The sequence below is a fragment of the Pantoea sp. B270 genome (assembly GCF_018726825.1).
In the GTDB taxonomy this organism is placed as follows: domain Bacteria; phylum Pseudomonadota; class Gammaproteobacteria; order Enterobacterales; family Enterobacteriaceae; genus Pantoea; species Pantoea dispersa.
Window position 1 is genome coordinate 443,681 of the sequence record NZ_JAHCSX010000003.1, and the last position, 26,026, is coordinate 469,706.

At 56.6% G+C, this 26,026-nt stretch carries 24 protein-coding genes; 13 read left to right on the forward strand and 11 right to left on the reverse strand.

Features of this window, described 5'->3' with window-relative positions:
- The first annotated feature begins 310 nt into the window (after positions 1–310).
- The 6 genes from KOL70_RS21470 to KOL70_RS21495 all read left to right on the forward strand — a co-directional run bounded on the left by KOL70_RS21470 (position 311) and on the right by KOL70_RS21495 (position 5,624).
- Entirely contained in the window at positions 311–1,870 is a 1,560-nt protein-coding gene (locus KOL70_RS21470; protein WP_031280128.1) for a transcription antiterminator, read from the forward strand.
- A gap of 17 nt (positions 1,871–1,887) precedes the next feature.
- Positions 1,888–2,358, forward strand: coding sequence for a PTS sugar transporter subunit IIA (locus tag KOL70_RS21475; RefSeq protein ID WP_010618474.1), 471 nt, complete (start codon positions 1,888–1,890; stop codon positions 2,356–2,358).
- A 23-nt stretch (positions 2,359–2,381) separates the two neighbouring features.
- The gene (locus KOL70_RS21480) at positions 2,382–2,696 is read left to right on the forward strand and encodes a PTS fructose transporter subunit IIB (RefSeq protein WP_021313325.1); all 315 of its coding nucleotides are present in this window, start codon (positions 2,382–2,384) and stop codon (positions 2,694–2,696) included.
- A gap of 11 nt (positions 2,697–2,707) precedes the next feature.
- Complete coding sequence (locus KOL70_RS21485) at positions 2,708–3,799, forward strand: PTS fructose transporter subunit IIC (RefSeq protein ID WP_021509598.1); 1,092 nt, start codon at positions 2,708–2,710, stop codon at positions 3,797–3,799.
- A gap of 9 nt (positions 3,800–3,808) precedes the next feature.
- Positions 3,809–4,660, forward strand: a complete 852-nt coding sequence (locus tag KOL70_RS21490; RefSeq protein ID WP_021509599.1) for a class II fructose-bisphosphate aldolase — start codon at positions 3,809–3,811, stop codon at positions 4,658–4,660.
- 100 nt (positions 4,661–4,760) lie between these two features.
- Positions 4,761–5,624 carry a ketose-bisphosphate aldolase gene (locus KOL70_RS21495; protein WP_021509600.1) on the forward strand — a complete coding sequence of 288 codons (864 nt, stop codon included), beginning with the start codon at positions 4,761–4,763 and terminating at the stop codon, positions 5,622–5,624.
- 169 nt (positions 5,625–5,793) lie between these two features.
- On the opposite strand, the gene KOL70_RS21500 is transcribed toward KOL70_RS21495, so the two are convergent.
- A complete protein-coding gene (locus KOL70_RS21500; RefSeq protein ID WP_031280129.1) occupies positions 5,794–6,558 on the reverse strand; it encodes a transporter substrate-binding domain-containing protein in 765 nt (254 codons plus the stop codon).
- 162 nt (positions 6,559–6,720) lie between these two features.
- On the opposite strand from KOL70_RS21500, the gene KOL70_RS21505 reads away from it, so the two are divergent.
- Both KOL70_RS21505 and KOL70_RS21510 read left to right on the forward strand, forming a co-directional pair.
- Complete coding sequence (locus KOL70_RS21505) at positions 6,721–7,302, forward strand: NAD(P)H-dependent oxidoreductase (RefSeq protein WP_010618479.1); 582 nt, start codon at positions 6,721–6,723, stop codon at positions 7,300–7,302.
- 36 nt (positions 7,303–7,338) lie between these two features.
- On the forward strand, positions 7,339–7,647 hold the full coding sequence (locus KOL70_RS21510; protein ID WP_021509602.1) for a putative quinol monooxygenase: 309 nt from the start codon (positions 7,339–7,341) through the stop codon (positions 7,645–7,647).
- A 72-nt stretch (positions 7,648–7,719) separates the two neighbouring features.
- Here KOL70_RS21510 and KOL70_RS21515 read toward each other — a convergent pair whose 3' ends face one another.
- From KOL70_RS21515 to nudF, 9 genes are all read right to left on the reverse strand, one after another.
- Entirely contained in the window at positions 7,720–10,848 is a 3,129-nt protein-coding gene (locus KOL70_RS21515) for an Ig-like domain-containing protein (RefSeq protein ID WP_215481562.1), read from the reverse strand.
- Between the two features lie 205 nt (positions 10,849–11,053).
- On the reverse strand, positions 11,054–11,932 hold the full coding sequence (locus KOL70_RS21520) for an OmpA family protein (protein WP_216864150.1): 879 nt from the start codon (positions 11,930–11,932) through the stop codon (positions 11,054–11,056).
- A gap of 47 nt (positions 11,933–11,979) precedes the next feature.
- Entirely contained in the window at positions 11,980–14,103 is a 2,124-nt protein-coding gene (locus tag KOL70_RS21525; RefSeq protein WP_215481563.1) for an Ig-like domain-containing protein, read from the reverse strand.
- A gap of 258 nt (positions 14,104–14,361) precedes the next feature.
- Positions 14,362–15,261, reverse strand: a complete 900-nt coding sequence (locus KOL70_RS21530) for a LysR substrate-binding domain-containing protein (RefSeq protein WP_058776526.1) — start codon at positions 15,259–15,261, stop codon at positions 14,362–14,364.
- Positions 15,262–15,532: 271 nt separating this feature from the next.
- Positions 15,533–17,428, reverse strand: a complete 1,896-nt coding sequence (parE, locus tag KOL70_RS21535) for a DNA topoisomerase IV subunit B (RefSeq protein WP_211725064.1) — start codon at positions 17,426–17,428, stop codon at positions 15,533–15,535.
- A gap of 46 nt (positions 17,429–17,474) precedes the next feature.
- The gene (gene yqiA / locus KOL70_RS21540) at positions 17,475–18,056 is read right to left on the reverse strand and encodes an esterase YqiA (protein ID WP_215481564.1); all 582 of its coding nucleotides are present in this window, start codon (positions 18,054–18,056) and stop codon (positions 17,475–17,477) included.
- Between the two features lie 3 nt (positions 18,057–18,059).
- On the reverse strand, positions 18,060–18,887 hold the full coding sequence (cpdA, locus tag KOL70_RS21545; RefSeq protein WP_031280131.1) for a 3',5'-cyclic-AMP phosphodiesterase: 828 nt from the start codon (positions 18,885–18,887) through the stop codon (positions 18,060–18,062).
- A 64-nt stretch (positions 18,888–18,951) separates the two neighbouring features.
- Positions 18,952–19,377, reverse strand: coding sequence for a DUF1249 family protein (locus tag KOL70_RS21550; protein ID WP_021509611.1), 426 nt, complete (start codon positions 19,375–19,377; stop codon positions 18,952–18,954).
- Complete coding sequence (nudF, locus tag KOL70_RS21555) at positions 19,374–20,009, reverse strand: ADP-ribose diphosphatase (RefSeq protein WP_021509612.1); 636 nt, start codon at positions 20,007–20,009, stop codon at positions 19,374–19,376. The genes KOL70_RS21550 and nudF overlap by 4 nt, the downstream gene beginning before the upstream one ends.
- A 213-nt stretch (positions 20,010–20,222) precedes the next feature.
- Here nudF and tolC point away from each other — a divergent pair, with 213 nt between their 5' ends.
- The 3 genes from tolC (at position 20,223) to KOL70_RS21570 (ending at position 23,683) form a co-directional block, all read left to right on the forward strand.
- On the forward strand, positions 20,223–21,695 hold the full coding sequence (tolC, locus tag KOL70_RS21560) for an outer membrane channel protein TolC (protein ID WP_058776524.1): 1,473 nt from the start codon (positions 20,223–20,225) through the stop codon (positions 21,693–21,695).
- Positions 21,696–21,836: 141 nt separating this feature from the next.
- Positions 21,837–22,511 (forward strand): DUF1190 family protein, encoded by a 675-nt coding sequence (locus tag KOL70_RS21565; protein ID WP_021509614.1) that lies wholly within the window; start codon positions 21,837–21,839, stop codon positions 22,509–22,511.
- A gap of 8 nt (positions 22,512–22,519) precedes the next feature.
- Positions 22,520–23,683: a glutathionylspermidine synthase family protein gene (locus tag KOL70_RS21570; RefSeq protein ID WP_215481565.1), complete on the forward strand. Its 1,164-nt coding sequence runs from the start codon at positions 22,520–22,522 to the stop codon at positions 23,681–23,683.
- 35 nt (positions 23,684–23,718) lie between these two features.
- Here the strand turns inward: KOL70_RS21570 and ygiD are convergent, their stop codons facing one another.
- Positions 23,719–24,489, reverse strand: a complete 771-nt coding sequence (gene ygiD, locus KOL70_RS21575) for a 4,5-DOPA dioxygenase extradiol (RefSeq protein ID WP_371824682.1) — start codon at positions 24,487–24,489, stop codon at positions 23,719–23,721.
- Positions 24,490–24,699: 210 nt separating this feature from the next.
- Here ygiD and zupT point away from each other — a divergent pair, with 210 nt between their 5' ends.
- Both zupT and KOL70_RS21585 read left to right on the forward strand, forming a co-directional pair.
- Positions 24,700–25,467 (forward strand): zinc transporter ZupT, encoded by a 768-nt coding sequence (zupT, locus tag KOL70_RS21580; protein ID WP_021509618.1) that lies wholly within the window; start codon positions 24,700–24,702, stop codon positions 25,465–25,467.
- Between the two features lie 144 nt (positions 25,468–25,611).
- Positions 25,612–25,995: a cell wall hydrolase gene (locus KOL70_RS21585; protein WP_021509619.1), complete on the forward strand. Its 384-nt coding sequence runs from the start codon at positions 25,612–25,614 to the stop codon at positions 25,993–25,995.
- Positions 25,996–26,026 lie beyond the last annotated feature (31 nt).

Sequence of the window (26,026 nt, forward strand, 5' to 3'; positions counted from 1 at the left end):
CCGTTGAGGACAGAAAGAATCTCCCGGCTTTAAATAACGTGACGCCGGTTGAAAAAATAAAAAGGATTGAGAGCATCATCACACTTATTTAGCGCATTATTGTGTGAGCAGACTCGCATTTAATTTCCCGTCAACGCGGTGTATTAATGCTGTCCGCCTGACGGGACAACATTTAGTATTGTTGCTGCCGCCATCCTTTTCTAAATTCATACTCCATACGACACACCTTTTTCGCGACGGCTTGCTGGCAATGAAATAAATGCCACAAGGAAAAATCCCATTAGGTTTTACCAAAATAAAGGGTGACCGAATGCAAATACTGACTTCGCGACAACACCGGTTAGTGAAATTGCTGTTGCAACAGGCGGCGCCGCAGCCGATTGGTCAGCTGGCGTTACAGCTCGGCGTCTCCGGGAAGACCATTCAGCGCGACCTGCAGTGGCTGGAGAGCTGGCTCAGCAACTGGGCGCTGACGCTGGAGAAAACCCCTGGCCGCGGCGTGCGGCTGCGGGTTGAGGATATGCAGCAGCGTTTGCAGCTGGAGCAGCAGCTGAACGGCGATGAGGCCGGCGACGCGCTCAGCCATAACAGCCGGCGGATAAAAATCGCCTCCCAGCTCCTGAGCGATGCGCCGCGCGCCACGTCAATCAGCAAGCTGTCCGAGCGCTACTTTATCAGCCACGCCTCGATTGTGAACGACCTGAAAGTGATTGAAGAGTGGCTGCAGCCGCTGGGGTTAACGCTGCAGCGCGGCCCGGGCGGCACGCACATAGAGGGCCATGAGCAGGCGCTGCGTCAGGCGATGGTGTCGCTGATCAACGATGTGATACAGCAACAGGTCGCCGGTACGCCGCTGCTGCCGCGGCTCGATCCCGGCAGCCAGCAGGCGCTGGTGCACTATTTTGGCGAAGAGGATGTGGCTTTTGTGCAGACGCTGCTGCAACAGATGGAGCAGCAGCTGAGTTATCCGCTGGGCGATGCCTGGTATCTCAATCTGTGCACGCACATCCTGATCATGATGCACCGCATGGCGCAGGGCAACACGCTGGCGCTGGACATTCTCACCACCGCGCACGATCTGGATCAGTCGATTCTCACCATTGCCCGGCAGATGGTAGTGCGCATTGAGCAGCGCATCGGCTGTGCGTTGCCGGCCGATGAAGTCGGTTTTATTTATCAATATATCGTCTCCTCCGGCATTGTGGTGGAAGAGCGTGGCGATCAGGTGACGCTGCATAATCAATTTTCCACTGCCGAGTCGGTTAAAATAACCTGCGAATTAATTGATCGTTTCTCGGCGTTTATTCAGCAGGATTTATCTCAGGACCGTTTATTATTTGACGGTTTACTGGTGCATATAAAGCCATTATTAAACCGGCTTAAATATCATATTCATATTCGCAATCCGCTGCTGGATGATATTAAACAGGATATGAAAGAGATATTTTCTCTGACTCAGCAGGCAATGCAACTGACCGCGCGCACCTACGCTCTGTCGCCGGTGGCTGAGGATGAGATTGGTTATCTGTGCGTCCATTTCCAGGCGGCACTGGAGCGGCAGATCGCCCACAAACGCATCCTGGTGGTGTGCTCCAGCGGCGTGGGCACCTCGCACCTGCTGAAGAGCCGCATATTACGCGCCTTTCCGGACTGGGAAATTGCTGGCGTGGTGTCAGCCAGCAATCAGGCGGCGTTTTGTCAGCACCACGCGGTGGATTTGGTGATCACCACCATCCACCTCGACGCCGGTGCCATTCCGGCCGTGTATGTCAGCGCTTTTTTTAATGATGACGATATCCGGCGGGTCACTGACGCCATGATTGGCAGCCAGCTGCCCAACGGCACGCCCTGCGCGTTGGCCGCACACTGATTGAATGAGGAGCAACCATGGACATTTCCCGCATTCTGACGCCGCGCCGCGTTAACCTGGCGCTCAGCGCCACCAGTAAAGAAGAGGCGATCAACGAACTCACCGATCTGCTGGTGAGCGACGGCGCCATCAGCGATCGCGCCGCGTTTATTGCCGATGTCTGGCTGCGTGAAGCGGAAGGCTCGACCGGCTTCGAAAACCATATCGCGATTCCGCACGGCAAATCGTCGGCGGTTAAACAAACTACGCTCGCCATCGGCCGCACCCAGCAGGACATTCCGTGGGAAACGCTGGATGGCAGCCAGGTGCGCTGCATCATCCTGTTCGCCGTGCGGCTGGAAGATCAGAACACCACCCATATTCGCCTGTTGTCGCAGGTGGCCAGCGCGCTGGCCGATGATGAGGTGATAGCCCGACTGCTGGCGGAGAATGACCCCGGCAATATCATCCGGCTGTTTAGTCAGTACGCCGAAACCGACCTCTGTTAACACCCAACACCTTGAGGTGCCACATGAATATCGTCTGTGTAGCGGCCTGCACCGCAGGCATCGCGCATACCTACATTGCGCGCGAAAAACTGATTAAGGGGGCTCACGCGCTGGGCCACACCATCCACGTCGAAACCCAGGGCACCATCGGCACTGAAACGCCGCTGACGCGTGAGCAGATTGACGCCGCTGACGTGGTGATCCTCGCGGTTGACGTCAAGATCAACGGCGAAGAGCGCTTTCAGGGCAAACCCATCGTGCGAGTGAAAACCGAAGTGGTGATCAAGTCACCGGTGAAATTCCTCGAAAAAGTGGCGGATTCACTGGCGCGCGCCTGAGGAGATCGATCATGAGCGATCACAAACGTCAGTACGGCCAGGAGATCAAAGGCCACCTGCTTACCGGCATCTCATGGATGATCCCGCTGATCGTCGCCGCCGGCATCTGCATTGCGCTCGGCCAGGTGATTGGCGGGCCGGACGTCGGCAAGCAGACCGGCAGCATTGCGTGGATGCTGAACCAGATCGGCGGCTGGGGCATGGGGCTGATTGTGCCGCTGATCAGCGCCGCCATCGCCTACTCAATTGCCGATCGTCCCGGCTTTGCGCCTGGCCTGATCGTCGGCTTTATCTGTGGCCAGATCGGCACCGGCTTTATCGGCGGGATTCTGGGCGGTTTCCTCGTCGGCTATATCGTGCTGCTGCTACGCCGGGTGATCAGGCTGCCGCAGTCGATGCAGGGGCTAATGCCGATCATGGTACTGCCGCTGCTCAGCACCATCATCGCCGGGCTGCTGATGATGACCTTTATCGGCCAGCCGATCGTCTGGCTGCAAAAGACGCTGATTCATCTGCTGGAGTCCATGCAGGGCGGCTCCAAATTCGTGATGGGCGCCATCCTCGGCGCGATGGCCACCTTCGACTTTGGCGGGCCGATCAATAAAACCATGTCGCTGTTCGCCGACGGCATGCTGGTCGACGGCATTTACGGTCCGGAAGCGGTGAAATTTGTCGGCTCCATCATTCCGCCGTTCGGCATCACCCTCTCTTATCTGCTGACGCGCCACAAATACACCAAAGCAGAGAAAGAGGCGCTGAAAGCCGCCTTCCCGATGGGCATCTGCATGATTACCGAAGGTGTGATTCCGATTGCGGCACGCGACCTGCTGCGCGTGGTGGCCAGCTGCGTGGTGGCCTCAGCGCTGGCCGGCGGACTGATTATGGTGTGGGGCGTGGAAGCGCCGGTGCCGCACGGTGGCATGTTCGTGGTGCCGCTGTTCACCAAACCGTGGCTGTTCTGCCTGGCGCTCGGCATTGGCACCGTGGTGTGCGGCGTGATGCTGTCGGTGATGAAAAAACCGGTCACGCAGCAGGATGAAGAGTTCGATGACGTGGAAGCACCCGGCGTCCGCGATGAAGAGATCAAATTCACTCTGGAATAAGGAGCCCGCATGTTTGCCATGATGAATGACCTGATTCAGGACGCCTACCAGCACAAGTACGCGGTGCTGGCGATCAACTGCTTCAACCTCGAAACCGCCCGCGCGGCGATTCAGGCGGCGGAACAGCAGCGCGCGCCGCTGATCCTCAACGTGTATCAGGGACACAGCGCGCATTTTCCGCCGGCGGTGGCGGCGCCGCTGGTACAGGCGCTGGCCGCTCAGGCCGCAGTGCCGGTAGCGCTGGCGCTCGACCACGGCAAAGCTTTTCCGCTGATTGGTCAGGCGTTTCGCGCCGGCTTTACCGGGCTGATGATTGACGCATCGGCCGAACCGCTGGCGGACAATATTCGTCAGACCGCAGCGGTAGTAAAGATGGCGCATACCGCTGGCGTGTGCGTTGAAGGCGAGCTGGGGCATATCGCCGATGCGCCCACATATGAACTGGCCGATGCCGCCGTGAAAATGACGCGGGTAGAAGACGTGCTGCCGTTTATTGAGCAGACCGGCATCGATCTGCTGGCGATTTCGGTCGGTACCGCGCACGGGCTTTATCCGCCGGGCGTAAAGCCGAAGATCGACTTCGAGCGACTGCAGCAGCTGCACGCGGTGACGACGCGGCCGCTGGCGCTGCACGGCGGCTCGGGCACCCCGGCGGAGGATATACGCCGCGTCAGCGCCTGTGGCGTCGCCAAGATCAACGTCGGCGCTGCGGTGTTCGACGCCGGTAAGCACGCGGTGCAGCAGGCGCTGCGCCAGCATCCGCAGGCCGAGCTGGCAGATGTGCTGGCGCTGATGGAATCCGCCTGTCGCGAAGTGGTTATTGAATATCTGAGCTGGTCAGGGTCGGCAAACCGCTACTGACGCCCCGATCGCAGCGCAATCTCCACCGGTTTCTTTTTATCCCTCATCGGGTCGGCGCGTGCGCCGGCTCTGGTAAAACTCACGCTAAGGAAACATAAACATGTTGATTTCAATGAAAGAGATGCTGGCCCCGACCCGTGAACATCGCTTCGCCATCGGCGCATTTAACGTCGCTGACAGCTGCTTTATCCGGGCCGTGGTGGAAGAAGCCGAAGCCACTAATACGCCCGCCATTATTTCTATCCATCCGAGCGAACTGGAATTTGTCACTGATGAATTTTTTGGCTACGTGCGCGAGCGCACCTTAAAAAGCCGCGTGCCGTTTACTATTCACCTCGATCACGGCGCTTCGATTGCGCAGGTGCTGCGCGCTATTCAGTGCGGCTTTACCTCGGTGATGATTGACGGCTCGCTGCTGCCGTACGAAGAGAATGTGGCGCTGACCAAAGAGGTGGTGAAGCTGGCGCACGCGGTGGGCGTGTCGGTGGAAGGCGAGCTCGGCACCATCGGCGATACCGGCACCACGGTGGAAGGCGGCGTGAGCAAGGTGATCTACACCGAACCGGCGCAGGCGGAAGATTTTGTGCAGCGCACCGGCGTCGATACGCTGGCGGTGGCGATTGGCACCGCGCACGGTATCTATCCCAAAGATATGAAACCGGAGCTGCAGATGCACATTCTGAAGGATATCTCTCAACGCGTAGATATTCCGCTGGTGCTGCACGGCGGTTCGGCCAATCCGGACGCGGAGATTGCCGAGGCGGTGACGCTGGGCGTGGGCAAGATCAATATCTCCAGCGACATGAAGTTCGCCTATTTCGCCAGACTGCGCGAGATCCTCGCGCGGGAGAGCTGGTGGGATCCGAATGTGATTTATCCGGACGCCATCGCCGCCGCGAAAGCGGTGATTCGCTACAAGATGAATCTGTTTGGCGGGCTAGGTAAAGCCGGGTTGTATCGTTGATTTCAAAATAATAAATAGGGCCGCTACGCAAGTGCAGGATGTCAGTTGCACATGCCGTAGCGGCGCGATTTATCACACGTATTCACCCGCCGCACTGCTGCTGATTGCGCAATAAATTGCGCCGCTACGGGACGGTAACGCCTGTCGTAATACCCTTTATCGCTAACGATTACTTCACTACGCCCAGCCACTGTCTGGCGATCTGCGCATATTCGCCGGTGGCAGTGCTGAGGTGCAGCCACTGATCGACATACAGCTTCCAGCTCATATCATCACGCGGGATCATGTAAGCCTTCTCGCCATACTGCATCGGCTGTTGCGGATTGATGGCACACAGCGACGGATAGTGCTGCTGCTGGAACAGCGCTTCGGAAGCATCGGTAATCATTACGTCGGCTTTGTTATTCATCAGCTGCTGGAAAATGCCGGTATTCTCCGCCAGTTGCAGGCTGGCCTGCGGCAGATGACTGTGCACAAACGCTTCGTTGGTGCCACCGGCCGGCTCGATTACCCGCACCTGCGGCTGGTTGATCTGCTCAACCGTCTGGTACTTCGCTTTATCCGCGCAGCGCACCAGCGGAATCTTGCCATCGACGCCCAGCGGCTGGGCGAACCAGGCGATCTGCTGGCGCTTAAGCGTCACGGAGACACCGCCCAGCGCGATATCACACTGCTTCGCCACGAAATCCTCGCTCAGGGTTTTCCACGTGGTTGGTACCCACTGCACCTTTGCGCCGAGGCTGGCGGCCAGCGACTGCGCCATGCTGATATCCAGCCCTTCATACTGGCCGTCGCTGTGCAAAAAGGTGTAAGGCTTGTAATCGCCGGTGGTGCAGACCTTCAGGATTTTGCTCTGGCGAACTTCATCAAGGTGGGATTGCGCCTGAGCCGCGCCGGCCATCAGAAGTAAAGCACTCAGTATCACAGTTTTCATGGTGTGTTCTTTTTAAGTGGATGTTGGTTTGCGTGCGGATTGTTGCATAAGTGACGGCATTATTGCTTTAAGAGCAAAAGTCTTGTGATCAATCACGCATTTTTTTGCCCCGCGCGCGCGCGTAGAGTGGGCGGCATCTACGAGAAACGGAGCGAATTATCCATGAGCAAGATTTTGATTATTGACGGCGGCAAGACCTTTGCCCATTCCAAAGGCGAACTGAACCATACCCTGACCGAGGTGGCGGCCAGCCAGCTGCGCGATCTGGGCCATGAGGTTCAGGTGACCGTTGCCGATAGCGACTACAACGTGGCAGACGAAGTGCAGAAATATCTCGACAGCGACGTGGTGATTTATCAGATGCCGGGCTGGTGGATGGGCGAGCCGTGGACGGTGAAAAAGTACATCGATGAGGTGTTTACTCTGGGCCACGGTGCGTTGTACGCCAGCGATGGCCGTTCGCGCAGCGATGCCAGCAAAAAATACGGTTCCGGTGGCCTGATTCAGGGCAAAAAATACATGCTGTCGCTGACCTGGAACGCGCCGCTGGAAGCCTTTACCGATCCCGACCAGTTCTTTGAAGGCGTCGGCGTGGATGGCCTGTACCTGCACTTCCATAAAGCCAATCAGTTCCTCGGTATGGAAAGTCTGCCGACCTTTATCTGTAACGACGTGATTAAACAGCCGGACGTGCCGCGTGATATCGCACGTTATCGGACTCATCTCAGCCAGATCTTTGCTTAACTGTAAGCACACCGGGAAAAAACAGAAGGAAGCGTTATGTTAACTGTGGTTGCAGAAATTTGCGTTAAGCCGGGCCGCCGTCAGCAGGTACTGGAGGCGATTAATAAACTGATCCCTGTCGTGCTGGAAGAAGAGGGTTGCCATCAGTACGATGCGCTGGTCGATCACCAGGCGCAGGTGCCGTGGAAGCAGAACTCGCCAGACTCGATCTTTATGCTTGAGCAGTGGGAATCGCTGCGCCATCTGGAGCAGCATCAGCAGATGCCGCACATGGATGCGCACCGCGCCACCATCAAAGATGACGTGGTGGACGTGAAAATTCTGGTGCTGGAACCGACCGCCTGATTTTCTCCGATACAGGCATTAAAAAAGCCCCGGTTTTGCGACCGGGGCTTTTGTTTAGCAGCTAATCAATGATCAGTGCTGTTCGTTGTGCAGGTTCTGCACCAGCAGTTCCGCATCACCGTTGCTGTAGACGTTGTACTCGGTGCCGCCGACGGTGACGGTACCGGTCGCCTGCTGCCAGGAGCTGGCATCTTCACCGGCTGGCAGGATGTCTTCCAGCGTCAGCGCCTCGCCCTGTTTAGCGTTCACTACCAGCTGTGACTTGCCGTTGTCGATGAACAGTGAATCCTGACCCTGCGTCATGATGTCGTTCAGCGACATGCTCATCAGCCCTTCTACATCCGTGGCACCCGCAGCGAAGATCGAGTTGATCTCTGGCGGCGGCGGCGGGGTGACGTCGACGTTGGTCTTAACGGTATGGTCGATGACCAGTTCGTTTCCGGCTGCATCGCGAACCGTGACGTTAAAGGCATAATCGCCTTCTGCCAGTTTGTCTGACTCATAGCGCCACACGCCGTTTTCTACCACGGTAGAACCGATCAGCTGGGTACGCGCTTCGTCGCCCCAAATCATCACGATAGTACCGTCTTCTGAGCCCTTACCTCTGAAGATCAGCGTGTCATCGTTGGTGTCCGGCCGTACAGGAATTTCAGTGCCGGTTTTATCAGCGAAGACGCCTTCGAAGTTAGCCTTGTCGCCGCCTTCTACTGGCACCGGCTTAGTGGTATCAACGTCAAAGTTGATGGCGGCTTCTTTATCGCCTTTCACACCGGACTGGCTCACTGGCTGTACTTCAACTTTATGGTTGCCCTCGCCCAGTTCTGGCAGCTCATAGCTCCACTCGCCGTTTACGACGTCAACCACGATCGGCTCCAGATCGTCGATGTAAATGATGACCTGCGACAGATCCGGTGACGTGCCCTTCAGCGTTGGCTGTTTGTCATCGGTGACCGTGCCATTTTCGATCTCACCCTGGATAGGACCGACGTTATCCTCCAGTATGTACGAGCCTTCCATTGAGCCTGGCTTTTTGGTGTCGATGATCAGATCGATAGGATCGGATGGCTGCGATTCGTTGCCGGCCGGATCGGTGATCTCGATGATAACCTGATAGTTACCGTCATCGATTGGGTTCTCAGGTTTCACTTCCCACTTGCCATCTTCGCCCACGATACCGGTACCAATCACCACCGGATTACCTTTACCGTCATCAATGATGACTTCCACTTTGTCGCCCGGGTTACCGCCTTCGCCGCCGAAACCTGGACGGTTGTCATCAATGGGCTTACCTGGTTCAACCGGACCGGTGTTATCACCTTCGTTATCGACAATCGTTGGTGGTTGCGGCTGATCCGGAGGCGTAATATCGATAATAACGTTGATTGGATCTGAGGTCGGTGACTCTTTGCCGGTGGATGGATCTTTAGCGATCAGTTCAATATCGTGTGAACCTTCTGCCAGCTCTGGTAATTCAATTTCCCATTTACCATCTTTAACGACAGTTGAAGCCACCGGCTCTTTTTCGCCGTCAACAATCACGTAAATGATGTCGCCGTCGTTGCCTTCACCGCGCAGCACTGGCGTGGTGTCGTTAGTTGAATCGCCTGGCTGCAGCACGCGCTCTTCATCACCGTTGTTGGCGACCATCTCATCCACTACCGGTGCCGGCAGGATATTGCTGTCGATAACCAGTTTGAACGGATCGGTTTTCTCAGAAACGGTGCCGCCTTTGCTGATGGAATCCACAACCAGCGAGTGCTCACCTTCACCCAGCTCAACGTCCAGTTTCCACTCACCGCGATTGTCCGCCTTGGTAGAACCGATCAGTTTGTCGCCGTCCCATACGCGCACAATCACGCCAGCATCTGCTTTACCCGACAGGGTTGGGGTTTTGTCATCGGTGATGTCACCTGACTTCAGCGGACCGGTAACGCGTCCTTCATTATCCAACACCTCGCTGAGTGATGGCGTGCCCGGCACAGAGGAATCCAGCGTCAGCGCGAAGTTGTCAGAACGCGGGCTCTCGGCGCCGAAGCGGTCAGTGTAGCTGGCGCTAAACACGTGGGTGCCATCGGTGGTCAGTTCCGGCGTGAAGCTCCAGCGGCCATCGGCACCGGCTTTTACGCTGCCAATCACGTTGGAGCGAATATCGTAGATTTTTACCAGGCTGTCCGGCTGAGCAACACCGTACAAAGTTGGGGTTTTGTCATTGGTGTAGTTGCCTGGCGTCAGATAGCTATCCGCGCTGCCTTCATTATCGATCACGCGCATAATCTGCGGCGCTTCTGGTGCAGAGGTGTCGATATTGCGGATAAGCTGAGTTGATGGTCCCCAGCTACCCGCACGGTCCAGATAACGAATGCCAGCAACGTGCAAACCCTCTTTCATTTCCGGCGAGTCAAACTGCCATTTGCCGCTGGCATCAGCACGGGTAGTGTAAACTGTATCATCAATAACGATCTGTACTAATGCATTGGGTTCAGCATTATCAGCACTTAACGAGATAATGTTTTTATTGATGGTTTTAATGGCTTTACCCGGAAACGGATCCGCGTCCATAGTGGTTGATTCTGCTGGCGTTACAGATACGGCTTCGTTCACCGCCTGAGTGACCACACCGTCAGCAATCGTCAGGTTGAAAGCATCAGAGATCGGGCTTTCATGACCAACTGTATCCTTCGCCATCACGGTCAGTTGGTGCTCGCCGTCTGCCAGCTCCGGCGTGATGCTCCATGCGCCCATTTTGTCTGCTACCACTGAACCGATCTCTTTACCGTTATCGTACAGGGTAACAATGGTGCCAGGCTCTGCCACACCAGACAGCGCCGGCGTTTTATCGCTGGTGGCTTCAGCCGGCGTCAGGTAGTGATCTTCCGCCGCAGCGTCATCAATCACGCGCCAGATTTCCGGTTTTGCCGGAGGCGTCGTATCCATATCAAGAATGAAGATACGCGGTGGGCTCGGGTTAGTCGCTTTATCAATCGATACCAGCTGAATGACATGGGTGCCGTCTAACCAGCTGGTTTTCGGGTCGAATGACCATTTACCGTCCTCGCTGATATCAACCATGTGCACTTCACCATCGATTGTAATCTCCAGCTTTCCGCCGTTGGCACCTCTTACTTCTTTATCAATCCATTTATAAAACTGATCTTTGGTCGAGATAACGCTCGCGCTCTCTGCTGCTGTAATATTAGCCATGATGTGTATTCCTTTTGCGTTAAATAATGTTTCGGGATTTCCAGCCGAATACAGGCTTAATTTCGCTTCTTATGCCTGAAGACAATACGAGAAACGTCTTAATCGATTAAGTTATATGAACCATTAATAACTTTATCGAGGCACAACGCCTCACACCTCATCAATATGAGATGTGAGAATGCGTTGCTAAAGTAATTAAATCAGATCACTTATTTTCTACACTGATAATAACCCGGCGCTCGCTGGCATAGCATGCTTTCTGCTCCTGCAGGCTGCCTGAACAGTTAGTATCAACCTGAGACTCACCCATGCTCTGCGCGGTGATATTGGCCGCATTTATTCCCTGAGCAATCAGCAGTGCTTTCACCGCCTCAGCGCGACGCTGGCCCAGCGCCATATTGCTGCTGTCGCTGCCAATCGGATCGGTAAAGCCGGTGACGATGATGTGGCGTTGAGCAGCATTTTCCTTTTTCAGCATGCTGGCAAAACTGCTGAGTGCTTCGCGCCCCTGTGCGGAGATGTCGTTGCTGTTGGCGCTGCCGAAACGGAACAGCAGGTCAGATGAAAACGCATAGTTATCATAAGCTTCAGTCGTTCCTTCCTGACAGCGCTGCACCGACGATGCGCGCGACAGCAGATGAGCCTGACGTTTGGTGCTCAGTAATTCCTGCTGTGCCTGCTGCTGGCTGACCACCAGCGGACGACCGCTGTCATCGAGGTTAGCGCGAATGTAGTAGGTTTTACCGGCAGCCAGTTTATCAGTCCACGATTGCGCGCGTTTACCCTGATAATCTGGCGCGTCGTTGACATAACTGCCCAGCGAATGCGTTCCCGGCGCAACACAAAACACCGTATAGCCACCGGCCAGTAACGACGTATGGAATTCACCGTCGACATAAATATTCGCCGGTTTTTCCCCGGTTAATGAAGCCGGACGATAATAAACCACCCGCGCCTGCTCTGCCGATACCGGCGATAAACTACGCCATGCGGCACCAAATGAATTTTGCGCCTGGGTTGAAAAAGTCGTTAATACTGGCGTACACACCAGTGAAGCTAAAAGTAATTTTTTTGCAATTTTCATTTAAGTTTCACAGGTGCAAAAAATTGCACCTGTATGCTCCAGATAAATTAGAATTGTTCGATTTCGTTCTGTAAGAACAGCGCATCTGATTGGGAATTATTTTCAGCTATCACACCACTCTGGCTTTCCTGATTATTCCAGTCATTAAACGCATCGTTATTAAGCTGCAGTAATTCCGCATTAATCGGTTGCGGCTGATCGTCGGCCTCATTGAACAGCTCATGATTGTCCAGCGAAAGCAGAGCGGAAATATCAAGACCGGCCAGCTCAAGCGCATTAATCTCCGGCGGCGGCGGTGGAATGGTGTCGACTTCCACTTCATAAATGTCCGTTTTGCCGGTCACTTCGCCATCGCTGGAGAACACGCCGCGCAGTTGATAAACATCATCCGCCAGATCCGGCGTCGTCAGCTCCCATTTGCCGTCAGCCCCAATCGTGGTAGTGAAGCTGTAGCTGTTCTCGAGACCGACAATGTAGATGGTTACCAGTTCGCCCGGCACGCCTTTACCGGCCACAATGATGCTCGGATCGTTCATCGCGCCGCCGTTTTCGATTGGCGTACGCACGCCGGCGTCGTTGTTGTCTTTAAAGATATGCTCAATCATGCCAGAAACCGGAACGTCCGGATCGGGCAGGCCGTCGACAGGATCAGGATCGCCCGGCTCTTGCGTGTCGCCTTCAAACCCAATCGTGACCTTTTCTGAGGCCGGCGATTCGTTACCGGCCGGATCGCGCACCACGATTTCCAGCTCGTGCTCGCCCGGTTTCAGATTGTTTTCTGGCGTGAAGGTCCACTTGCCGTCTTCTACAATCACCGAACCAATGGGCTTGCCGTTGTCGATAATGACCACGATATCGCCATCTTCACCGGTACCTTCCAGCGTCGGACGCAGATCTTTTGTGGTGGAACCGTCTTCCAGCGGATTACCTTCGCTGTCTTTAATCACACCGATGCCCGGATTTTCCGGCGCCACGGTGTCCACATCAACGATGAACGGATCGGATGGCAGTGATTTGTTACCCACCTGATCGACCACCACGATGCTCAGCTCGTGTCGCCCATCCTGTAGCGCCGGAGCCGTAAAGGTCCAGTTACCCTCGGCGTCCACCTTTGCGGTGCCCAGCTTCACGCCATCGTTCCAGATTTCTACCGTCGAGCCCGCTTCAGCTTTACCGGTCAGCGTTGGCGTATTGTCTTTCGTCACGCCGCCTTTTTCGATCAGCACCGGCGGATCCTGCATATCGTCCATCACGCTGCCAATAGTGCCTTTGGCTGGCGCCGTCAGATCGATGATGAATTCCCACGGATCGCTCTCTTCACCCACCACGCCATCGGCGTTACGCTCGGCGGTAACGATGCTGTGATTGCCTGCAGCCAGCGGTTTTTCCGGCGTAAAGGTCCAGTTACCCTCGTCATCCACCAGCACTTCACCCAGCAGCGTCTCACCATCCCATATTTCAATGGTATTGCCCGGCGTACCGGTGCCGTTGAAGGTAGGCATGGTGTCGTCGGTGCGGCCGCCGTTTGCTACCGAACCGGTTACGTCGCCGATATCATCAATCACATCGCTGATCGTGGGCTTGCTGATATCGCCGCCGCCGCTGCCACCGCCGCCTTCACCTTTGCCGCTGTGGCTGCCGTCGTTATTGTCGTAGTGGTGTTTCGCCGCGACATAGCCGAGGCCTGCCGCTGCCGCGATAGCCGCCAGGCCACCCAGTGCAATCAGCGCCGGCGACCATTCAAAGCCGCTGGCCAGTGCGTAGCCGGAATTATCATCAACGCTGCCTTCACCCAGCGCCAGCGCTGTGGTTTCGCCGTCGGCCAGCGCGGCCGCTTCGTGGTCGGCATTGCCGTCCGTCGCGACGTAAGCGTGCATTTCGCCGTCTTCCGCTTTACCCACTAAGGTGCCGGATTTAGCGAAGAAATCTTCGATAATCAGATCCGGCTTGCTGGCGTCTGAGCCTTCCAGCATCACCAGCAGGTTTTTCCCTGCGCGTTTAACGGTGATGTTTTCAGGCGCGGTGCCGTCCTGGTTCTGCGTCAGCAGATATTTACCGTTGGTAATTGCCTGAATCTTCACTGCTTTGCCGTCTTTACCGGCGCGCAGCACTTCCGCTTTGGTTATGGTTTTCTTATCGATAACCGCCACACTTACGGGTGAAACGTTCATGATTCTTCCTTCCGTCGATTAATTTTGACTGCGCGTTTGCAGGCAAGCGCCGCAATCTCCCTGGCTCTGCCCACGGGTGGGCTCAAAGTTGCGACATAATCCGGAAAGAGATAAATCCGAGACATAAGAAATGTCCCGTTAGGAAAAAATTCTTAAATGGGCGGCCGAAAGATAGCTAAATCATTAACCGATTGAATTAAAGCGTTTTTATCGATGAGGGCAGAACATAACAGGAAAGGTTATTCAAACAGAACAGGACTATAACAGATGATTTTCCTGAATTTTTTCCCGTAAAAAATCCAGAAAACAGGTGATGCGGGAACTGAGCGACTGGTTGCGATAGTACACCGCGTGAATCGGCAGGCGCAGTTCGCGCGTGTCATTTTCCAGCACCTGCACCAGCCGGCCGCTGGCGCGATCCTCGCGGCTGACAAAATCCGATAGCCGCACAATGCCCTGGCCGGCCAGCGCCAGCTGGCGCAGGGTTTCGCCGCTCGACGCGCACAGCGTGGGTTTGATGCGCAAAAACTCGCCTTCACGCTGCCATACCGGCCAGACATTGTGCGCGTCCAGCTGGCTGAATCCCAGCAGCTGGTGCGTCAGCAGATCTTCCACGCTCTGTGGCGCGCCGGCTTTTTCCAGATAGGCCGGACTGGCCAGCAGGCGAATCGCGCTGCTGCCCAGCACGCGGGCGCGCAGCGTCGAATCGCGCAGTTCACCAATGCGAATAGCGATATCGGTTTGCTGCTCAAGCAGGTCGATAACAATGTCATCGGTGTTCAGCTCCAGCTGAATTTGCGGATAGCGCGCGCAAAATTCGGCAACCAGCGGCACGATAACATGCAGGGTAAATGGCGTATTGGCGTTGACGCGCAACCGTCCGGAAGGAATGTCGCGCCGCTGCGCGATATGCTCTTCGGCCTGCTCCACCGACGCGAGGATTTGCCGCGCGTGATCGAGAAAAATCAGCCCCTCTTCGGTCAGCGCCAGGCGACGCGTGGTGCGGTGCAGCAACGTGGTTTGCAGTTTGCTTTCGAGGCGGCTCAGCGCCCGGCTGATGCCGGAGCTGGTTTGATCCAGCTGTTCCGCTGCGGCGGTAATCGAACCGGTGTCCACCACCGCGACCCAGGCGCGTAACTCTTCCAGTGTGATTTTCACTCTTCCTACCTCAGCGCATTGCTACTTCGAGACCGGCCTTAGCCTCGTTCTCACGGCTGCTGAGGTAGATTGCTCCACGTTCAGCAGCGGCAGGATACCACAATGCAGCAAAACGCAGGGATTATCGCTGACCCGGGTCAGCAGGCGGCCTGGTTGTGCTGCGCACAGCGCGGTTTTTATTAACGGGCATGCGGCGATGGGACAGTTCGGGACGGGCAGCGATGGCACGGTTGCAGGCATAAAAAAGGGACGCCGCAGCGTCCCGTTTGCATCACACTTCGAGGTCGGCGAGGTCGCCTTTTTCCTGTAGCCAGTTGCGGCGGTCTTCCGAGCGTTTCTTCGCCAGCAGCATGTCCATCATCCGTAACGTCTGCTCGACGTCTTCTTCGTCGACCGTCAGTTGCACCAGACGACGGGTGTTAGGATCGAGCGTGGTTTCGCGCAGCTGCAGCGGGTTCATCTCACCCAGACCTTTAAAGCGCTGCACGTTCGGCTTGCCTTTTTTCCGCTTCAGCTGCTCCAGCACACCCTCTTTTTCGTCTTCATCAAGCGCGTAATACACCTCTTTACCGAGGTCGATGCGGTACAGCGGCGGCATCGCCACATAGACGTGGCCCTGCTGCACCAGCGAGCGGAAGTGCCTCACAAACAGCGCGCACAGCAGCGTGGCAATGTGCAGGCCGTCGGAGTCGGCATCCGCGAGGATACAGATTTTGCCGTAGCGCAGCTGGCTGAGATCTTCACTGTCCGGATCGATACCGATCGCCACCGAAATATCGTGCACTTCCTGCGACGCCAGCACTTCGTCCGACGACACTTCCCAGGTGTTGAGGATCTTGCCTTTCAGCGGCATGATCGCCTGATATTCGCGGTCGCGCGCCTGCTTGGCGGAGCCGCCCGCAGAATCCCCTTCCACCAGGAACAGCTCGGTTTTACTCAGATCCTGCGCGGTACAGTCGGCCAGCTTGCCCGGCAGCGCCGGTCCGCTGGTCAGCTTTTTACGCACCACCTTTTTCGCCGCGCGCATACGACGCTGTGCGCTGGAGATCGCCAGCTCGGCCAGCATTTCGGCAGCCTGCACGTTCTGGTTGAGCCACAGGCTGAAGGCATCTTTCACTACCGCTGAGACAAACGCCGCGCACTGGCGTGAGGAGAGACGCTCTTTGGTCTGTCCGGCAAACTGCGGATCCTGCATTTTAACCGACAGCACGTAGGCGCAGCGATCCCAGATATCCTCCGCCGACAGCTTCACGCCGCGCGGCAGAATATTGCGGTATTCACAGAATTCGCGCATCGCGTCGAGCAAGCCCTGACGCAGGCCGTTAACGTGCGTTCCGCCCTGCATGGTTGGGATCAGGTTGACGTAGCTTTCGGTCAGCAGCTCTCCGCCCTCCGGCAGCCACAGCAGCGCCCAGTCGACCGCCTCCACATCACCGGCAAAGCTGCCGACAAACGGTTTTTCCGGCAGCGTTGGCAGGCCGTTCACCGCTTCGCTCAGGTAATCCGTCAGGCCATCCTGATACAGCCAGGTTTGCTCGGTATCGTTCACCTTGTCTTTAAAGACAATTTCAACGCCCGGGCACAGCACCGCTTTGGCTTTCAGCAGATGCTTGAGGCGGGAGACCGAGAAGCGCGGGCTGTCGAAGAAGCTTTCGTCTGGCCAGAAGTGAACGCTGGTGCCGGTGTTACGTTTGCCTACCGTACCAATCACCGCCAGATCCTGCACTTTATCGCCGTTTTCGAAGGCGATCTGGTAAATCTCACCGTTGCGACGCACCGTGACTTCCACACGCTTCGACAGGGCGTTCACCACCGAAATCCCCACGCCGTGCAGGCCGCCGGAGAACTGGTAGTTTTTGTTGGAGAATTTACCGCCGGCGTGCAGGCGACAGAGAATCAGTTCGACCGCTGGCACGCCCTCTTCCGGGTGGATATCGACGGGCATACCACGGCCATCATCGATCACTTCCAGCGACTGATCGGCGTGCAGGATGACTTCCACGCGTTTGGCGTGACCGGCCAGCGCCTCATCGACGCTGTTATCGATCACTTCCTGGCCCAGATGGTTAGGGCGTGTGGTATCGGTGTACATGCCCGGACGGCGACGTACCGGTTCGAGGCCGGTTAAAACCTCAATGGCGTCAGCATTATAGCTAGATTGGCTCATCGTAACAGTCTGATTAGCAATAGGAAAATGGGCCCATCCCGCAGCATCAGGGAGTATTCAGTCCCAGAAAATCAATCATCTGCGCAAAATGGCGTTCGAATCCGATATAGGCATGATTGCCGCCCTCTTCTACCGTCTGACGGCACGCGCTGTAGTAATCCAGCGCCTGGCGATAGTCGAGCACTTCATCGCCGGTTTGTTGCAGCAGCCAGAGTAGATCGGGCGCTTCCAGAGGGTCAATCTGCATCACTTTCAGATCGTAAATGTGGCGAGACTCTAACACATATTGCTGGCCGGTGTAGGGATTCCGGTTTTCACCCAGATAATCCACCAGCAGTTCAAACGGCCGCACCGCCGGATTCACCACCACCGCCGGCAGCATGAAACACTGCGACAGCCAGGTGGCAAAATAGCCACCGAGCGATGACCCCACCAGCCCGAGCGGTTCCCCGGCATACTGCATCACCATCTCTTCCAGCAGCGCGGCAGCCTCAGCGGGAAAAGTCGGCAACTGCGGCACCAGCACCTCAATGTGCGGATGCTGCGCCTGACACCACTGCTGTAACTGCGTCGCTTTAGCCGACTGCGGTGAGCTGTTGAATCCGTGCAGATAAATCAGCGCCGCCATGGTTTAGTAGCCCTCGGAATCCAGATCCGGACGGAATAGATCGCTCTGCAGACGATTCACTTCGGTGTGCAGCGTGCCATCCGCCTGCAGCGTCAGCCAGCGCCAGCCGGGCGCCACGGTATCAATGGTGAAGTTGGTGCAGTGCGGTTTAAACTGGACGCAGGTCGAAGGCGATGCCAGTACGCGGCGGCCGTGCCAGTCGAGATCCAGCTCCTGATGAATGTGGCCGCACACCAGGTGGCGCGCCAGCGGGAAGTTTTGCAGCACCGCATCCAGCTGATGCGGATTGCGCAGGCTGTGCTGGTCAAGCCAGGTACAGCCAGAGGCCAGCGGATGATGGTGCAGCAGCACCAGCGTGTAGCGATCGGGGAACTGACGCAGCGTGCGGTCCAGCCACTCCAGCTGATAGTCGCTCAGCATGCCGTGCGGCACGCCAAAAACCTGGCTGTCCAGCAGCACCAGCTGCCAGTGCTCGCCGAGCAGCACATGCTTGTCCGCGGCGATGCCGGCCTGCGCCAGCGTATCCACCATCGCCGGCTGAAAATCGTGATTGCCCGGCAGCCAGACGCACGGCTTCGGCAGACGCGCAATGCCCGCAACAAAATGCTGATAAGCTTCGACGGTGTGATCCTGGGCGAGATCGCCAGTGGCGATAATCAGATCGTAATCGCGCTGTTGCGCCGCGATGGCGTCCAGCACCGCATCAAAACTCGACCAGGTATTCACTCCAAGCAGCGATTGATGTTTTCCCGCGAAAAGATGGGTATCCGTAATTTGTAAAATCCTGATATCGGACCCATTTGCCGCAGGAAGAGTTAGCAGGCTATCCAAAGCGTTTCCTTTCTCTCCACGCTATCGTTGCGTTATATACCCGTGCGGATTCAGGGTATCGCTATCAGCACACCGGCACGGCCATCGCGCCGTGCGCCAGGCAGTACCGCAACCAGTCGGCAAGGAACTGGTTAATCTGATGTTTTTCATCGCGCTGATGCAATTTTTTATTAGGATAATCATAGCGCGCTTTGAAGCGATAGATCTGCTGAGTGGAACACACTTCAGCCACCATCGCATCATGGTAGAGCCGCACCGACATGGACGGCAGGCTCCAGTAGCTCACTGCGGGTGCCACCTGGCGGATCTCCACCAGCGTGGTATAGCGCGTCGACTCTTCAATAGTCAGCTGATAACTGGCGCCGTTCACCTGATACATCACCGACGCACCTGCCTCGTCACTGCGCGGCAGCAGGCGGCGCAGCTGAGCGAAATTGGTTTCGCACAGACGCATCATTTCGGGGAAATCAGGGGTATAGCGCTGTTTCATGTTGGCTTCCACTCTTCTCTTAGTTTCTCATGGTGCAACGCCAGCCATTGCAGAGCGATGACAGATGCCGCGTTATCAATAATCCCCTCTTCCACCCAGCGATAAGCCTGTTCGCGGCTTACCACATGCACAAGAATATCCTCATTCTCTTCCTCCAGCCCGTGATTTCCCTCTGCCTGGCTGGCATCCACTTCGCCCACCAGCACCGACAAACGCTCAGAGGTTCCGCCGGGGCTGGCTAAGTAATTCACTATCGGTTTGACGCGGCCAACCTTGAGGCCAGCCTCTTCGACCGCTTCACGACGCACCACATCTTCCGGCGTTTCACCCGGTTCAATGATGCCGGCCACCATCTCCAGCAGCCAGGGCGTGGCGCTGGAATCATAGGCCGGGATGCGGATCTGTTCGATCAGCACTACTTCGTCGCGCAGGGGATCATAGGGTAGCAGCACGGCAGCGTGTCCGCGCTCAAAAACTTCGCGCACCACTTCACCGCTCATGTCGCCATTGAAACGGCGGTGGCGGAAGCGGTAACTGACGATGGAAAAAAAACCATCGTAGCGAGTATCGCGTGCAATAATTTCTACATCGTTTTTTGTGAAAGTCACAGGGGATTTTTTTTCACCCGCCATCATCTGGTTCCTTATGCAGATTGGGATGGAGCGAAGAAAAGCCAACCCTTGTGCTCCGTCCGAGTGGTTCTTTCTGAATTATTTACGTAAATTAGGGGGAGAAGGCACGTTCAGCCAACTTATCTCTGACGCCGCCTCTGTAGAATCGGCGATTATTTTTTGGCTTACCTGCAGCACACTCTCTGTGCATTTGCTGCAACACAAGGAATGCAAATGAAAAAACTGCTCCCACTTTTTATTGGACTGAGCCTGGGCGGTTTCAGCCTTGCCAGCCAGGCAGAAAACCTGTTGCAGGTCTACCAGCAGGCGCGCCTCAGCAACCCGGATCTGCGTGCTTCAGCCGCCGATCGCGACGCTGCTTTTGAGAAAATTAACGAAGCGCGTAGCCCGTTGCTGCCGCAGTTGGGTCTGGGTGCAGATTATACCTATAACAGCGGCTATCGCGACAACAGCGGTCTCCATTCCAACACGACCAGCGCCTCGCTGCAATTAACGCAGACGATTTTCGACATGTCGAAATGGCGTGCGCTGACGCTGCAGGAAAAAACGGCCGGCATTCAGGACGTTACTTATCAGGTAGCGCAGCAGGATCTGATCCTGAACACCGCAACCGCCTATTTCAACGTGCTGAAGGCCATTGATACGCTTTCTTACACTGAAGCGCAGAAACAGTCGATCTACCGCGAGCTGGATCAGACCACTCAGCGTTTTAACGTCGGTCTGGTGGCCATCACCGATGTGCAGAACGCCCGTGCTCAATACGACAGCGTGCTGGCCAACGAAGTGACCGCGCGTAACGACCTGGATAACGCGGTGGAATCGCTGCGTCAGATCACCGGTATGGATTATCTGTCGCTGGCGTCACTGAATATCGATCGTTTCAAAACGGCGCGTCCGGAAGCGGTGTCCAGTCTGCTGAAACAGGCTGAGAGCCGTAACCTCAACCTGCTGTCTGCCCGTTTGAGCCAGGACCTGGCGCGTGAGCAGATTCGCTCCGCCGAGTCTGGCCACATGCCGACGCTGGATCTGACCGCTTCTACCGGTCTGTCGAACAGCAAATACGGCGGCAGCCGCGCTAATCAGAGCGCCGGTACCACTGATTCAATCACCGGCTCCAACCAGGTTGGCCTGAGCTTCTCACTGCCTCTGTACAGCGGCGGTTCAGTGACCTCGCAGGTGAAACAGGCGCAGTATAACTTTGTCGCCGCCAGCGAGCAGCTGGAAGGCGCGCATCGTAGCGCGATCCAGACCGTTCGTTCTTCGTTCAATAACGTGAACGCTTCGATCAGCAGCATCGACGCTTACAAACAGTCGGTTATCTCGGCGCAGAGCTCATTAGATGCCTCGGAAGCCGGTTATCAGGTGGGTACGCGTACCATCGTTGATGTGTTAGACGCGACCACCACGCTGTTTAACGCTAAACAGCAGCTGTCGAATGCGCGTTACAGCTACCTGATCAACCAGCTGAACATCAAATATGCGCTGGGCACGCTGAACGAGCAGGATCTGCAGCAGCTGAACAGCACGCTGGGCAAAGAAGTGACGACCTCGCCAGAAGTGGTCGCGCCGGAAAACAGCCAGCAGGCCGCGCGCGTGGATAACGGCCCGAAAGCGACCTCCGCTTCCGCCGCCGCTCAGGCCCGTCCGGCCGCGGCACGTAACAGTGCCAATCCTTTCGCTAATTAAGCCTTCAAGGGGCCGCTTGCGGCCCCTTTCGCATTCAAACGTATAACAACGTAAAGATCCCCTTGCCACCCGGCTTCCCGCTTCATTTTCCACCACTCATCACCTATCCTAAGCCCCACCTTTGGGCACAGGATGAAGATAATGAAACGGACAAAAAATATTCGTCATGCCGCTTTCCGTAAAAGCTGGCAGGCACGCCATTTAACGCCGGTCGCACTGGCGGTCACCGCCGTGTTTATGCTGGCAGGCTGCGAACAGAGCGATGAAACGGTTTCGATGTACCAGAACGCCGATGATTGTGCGAAAGCCAATCCGGGCCAGAGCGCCCAGTGCACCACCGCTTACAACAACGCGCTGAAAGAGGCTGAACGCACCGCGCCAAAATACGCCACGCGTGAAGATTGCGTCGCGGAATTCGGTGAAAACCAGTGTCAGCAAACCCCGGCACAGGCGGGCGTCGGTACCACGGCGAACAACGCTGAAGCGCAGCAGAGCGGCAGCTTCTGGATGCCTCTGATGGCCGGTTACATGATGGGTCGTCTGATGGGCGGCGGTGCCGGCTTTGCGCAGCAGCCGCTGTTCTCGCCAAAAACCCCTAACAGCCCTGCTAACGGCCAGTTTGTTGATGCTTCCGGTAAGAACTACGGTGCGGCCACCTCGGGCCGGACGGTAAACGTGCCGAAAACCGCGCTGGCGCCGAAACCGGCCACTACGTCCACCATCACCCGTGGCGGCTTTGGTGAGACGGTAGCCAAACAGAACACCATGCAGCGCAGCAGTGCCACCAGCACCGGCAGCCGCTCGCTGGGAGGCTAAGCCCGCGCATGCAACGTATTGCTATCAGCGAACGTCCGAACTGGCGCGAAAAGGCGACCGAGTACGGCTTTCAGTTTCACACCATGTATGGCGAACCCTACTGGTGCGAAGACGCTTATTACCAGTTTACGCTGGCGCAAATTGAACAGCTGGAAGCGGCCACCGCTGAACTGCACCAGATGTGCCTGCAGGCGGTCGAAAAAGTGGTGAACAGCGAAGCGCTGCTCACCCGTTTCTGCATTCCGAAACACACCTGGGATTTTGTGCGCGAATCCTGGCAGCAGCGTCAGCCGTCGCTCTATTCACGTCTCGATCTGGCGTGGGATGGCACAGGCGAGATCAAGCTGCTGGAGAACAACGCCGATACGCCAACCTCGCTGTACGAAGCGGCGTTTTTCCAATGGATCTGGCTGGAGGATCAGCTCAACGCCGGCAACCTGCCGCAGGGCAGCGATCAATTCAACAGCCTGCAGGAGCAGTTGATTGAGCGCTTCGCCACGCTGCACCAGCAGCACGGTTTTAACTGGCTGCACTTTGCCTGCTGTCGCGATACGGAAGAGGATCGCGCCACGGTACAGTATCTGCAGGATTGCGCCACTGAAGCCGGTCTGCCGAGTGAATTTCTCTACATTGATGAGATCGGGCTGGGCGAAAAAGGTCAGTTTACCGATCAGCACGATCAGGTGATCAGCAACCTGTTCAAGCTCTATCCGTGGGAATTCATGCTGCGCGAGATGTTCTCGACCAAGCTGGCCGATGCCGGCGTGCGCTGGCTGGAGCCGGCGTGGAAAAGCATTATCTCCAACAAAGCGCTGTTACCGCTGTTGTGGGAGATGTTCCCCAACCATCCTAACCTGCTGCCCGCCTGGTTTGCCGATGATGCCAGCGCGCCGCAGATGGAAAAATATGTGGTGAAACCGCTGTTTTCCCGCGAAGGTGCCAATATCACCATCGTGGAAAACGGTCAGGAAATCGCGCGCGCCGACGGCCCTTATGGCGAAGAGGGTATGATCGTCCAGCAGTTCTGGCCGCTGCCGAAATTTGGCGACAGCTACACGCTGATTGGCAGCTGGCTGATTGACGATCAGCCTGCCGGTATCGGTCTGCGGGAGGATCGAGCGCTGATCACGCAGGATCTGTCACGTTTCTATCCGCACACCTTTATTGAGTAACGCACGTGCCGCCCGGTCTGCGGGCGGCACAGGTGTCAGCCAACCTGCACTGACAGCATACTGATCGAACCCATCTCCATGCCTTCCACCGGGATGCTCACCGCCTCACCTTCAGCTCGCGCGCCGAGAATATACAGCAGCGGCAGATAATGCTCCGGCGTCGGGTTAGCCAGCTGCGCGCCTTCATGCTGCTGATAATTCACCAGCGGATGCTGCGTCGCCTCACCCTCGTAGCCCAGATTATCGCGCACAAACTGGTTGAAGCTCTCCGCCCACGGATAAGCGCTTTCCGCGCCCTGCCAGCGAATCATGCGCAGGTTATGCACCACGTTGCCGCTGGCCACCAGCATCACGCCTTCGTCACGCAGCGCCGCCAGTTTACGTCCCAGCGCAAAATGCCACGCCACCGGCTGGGTGCCATCAATACTGAGCTGAATCAGCGGAATGTCCGCCTGTGGATACATCTTCGCCAGCACGCCCCACGAGCCGTGATCAAAGCCCCACTGCTGATCGGCCTGCACTGCTACCGGCGCCAGCAGATCGATAACGCGCTGTGCCAGCGCAGGCGAACCCGGCGCCGGATAGCGTACGTCGAACAGCGCCTGCGGGAAGCCACCAAAATCATGGATGGTGCGCGGATTGCTCATCGCAGTCACCGCCGTGCCGCGCGTGTACCAGTGCGCCGAGATGGCGAGAATAGCGCGCGGACGCGGCAGGGTTTCGCCCAGCTGTTGCCATACGCGGGTATAGCGGTTGTCTTCTAATACGTTCATCGGGCTGCCGTGGCCGAGAAACAGAGCGGGCATGCGGGTCATTATTCATCCTCTGGCGTCGGGATCGCGTTAATGACTGTCACGATACGCGCTTTCGCCAGGGGAAAAACGCTGATAAGCGTGATGATGTTTATCAGCAAATTTGAACAAGATTTTGCCGACATAACTTTACGCTAAATAACTCGATATTTTATGGGGTTAACTATATTGTAACTGGTAATCATTATCATTAAGGAGCCCATCATGTCAGTACCTTTGCTGCTAACCATCCTGGCTGGCGGTGCCACTTTCGTCGGCGCGATTTTTGGCGTGCTCGGTCAGAAGCCGTCGAACCGCGTACTGGCCTTTGCGCTCGGCTTTGCCGCCGGCATCATGTTGCTGATTTCCCTGATGGAGATGCTGCCTGCCGCGCTGCATGCGGAAGGCATGTCGCCGGTGCTTGGCTACGGCATGTTCATGCTCGGCTTACTGGGTTATTTCGCCATGGATCGCCTGCTGCCGCACCAGCATCCGCAGGATCTGATGGCGGTCAATCGCCGCCCCACTAACCTGAAACGTACCGCGATCCTGCTGACGCTCGGTATCAGCCTGCATAACTTTCCCGAAGGCATTGCCACCTTTGTCACCGCCAGCAGCGATATGGAGCTGGGGCTGGGCATCGCACTGGCCGTCGCGATCCACAATATTCCGGAAGGGCTGGCGGTGGCCGGACCGATGTACGCCGCCACCGGCTCGAAAGCCAAAGCGCTGTTCTGGGCCTGCCTGTCCGGCATGGCGGAGATTCTTGGTGGCATCATCGCCTTTCTGCTGCTGGGGCCGGCGGTCTCACCGGTGATGATTGCGGCGATTATGGCGGCGGTGGCGGGCATTATGGTGGCGCTGTCCGTGGATGAACTGATGCCGCTGGCGCGCGAAATCGACCCGCATAACAATCCCAGCTACGGCGTACTGTGCGGCATGACGGTGATGGGCCTGAGCCTGACGTTGCTGCAAACCAGCGGGGTAGGCTGACGCGAGATTCGTCTCATTCATCACCACTTAGACCTTAACTATCAAAGAGTTAGTCTTGTTAAGGCGTAGTCGAGACGGGTCTTGTTAACACCCGACGGCGGGCTCATTACACTCCACGCGACTCTTAGAAAGCAGTGGAGTGTTATGTTAATTCAGGGAGCCATTTTATGCCTGGCGATGAATATCTATCATGAAGCGCGCGGCGAACCGGTGAAGGGACAAATTGCTGTCGGCACTGTCACCATGAACCGGGCTAACTGGGACGTCAAAGAGATCTGTCCGGTGGTGTACGCACCCAAACAGTTCTCCTGGACGTCTCTGCACAAACATCCCCATCGCCATCCGCCGCAGCATGACAAAAGCTGGCAGCGCGCGCAGCGCCTGGCCCAGCGGATTGTCGAGGGTAAGCTGGCGGATGTGACAAAGGGCGCGACCTTCTTTCATGCACACAGCGCCAGACCCGCGTGGCGCCACGCCTTCCAGCGTACCGTGGTGATAGGCAATCACGTTTTTTACGCCAGCCGTTAATCATAAAAAAAGGCCGGATGCATCACATCCG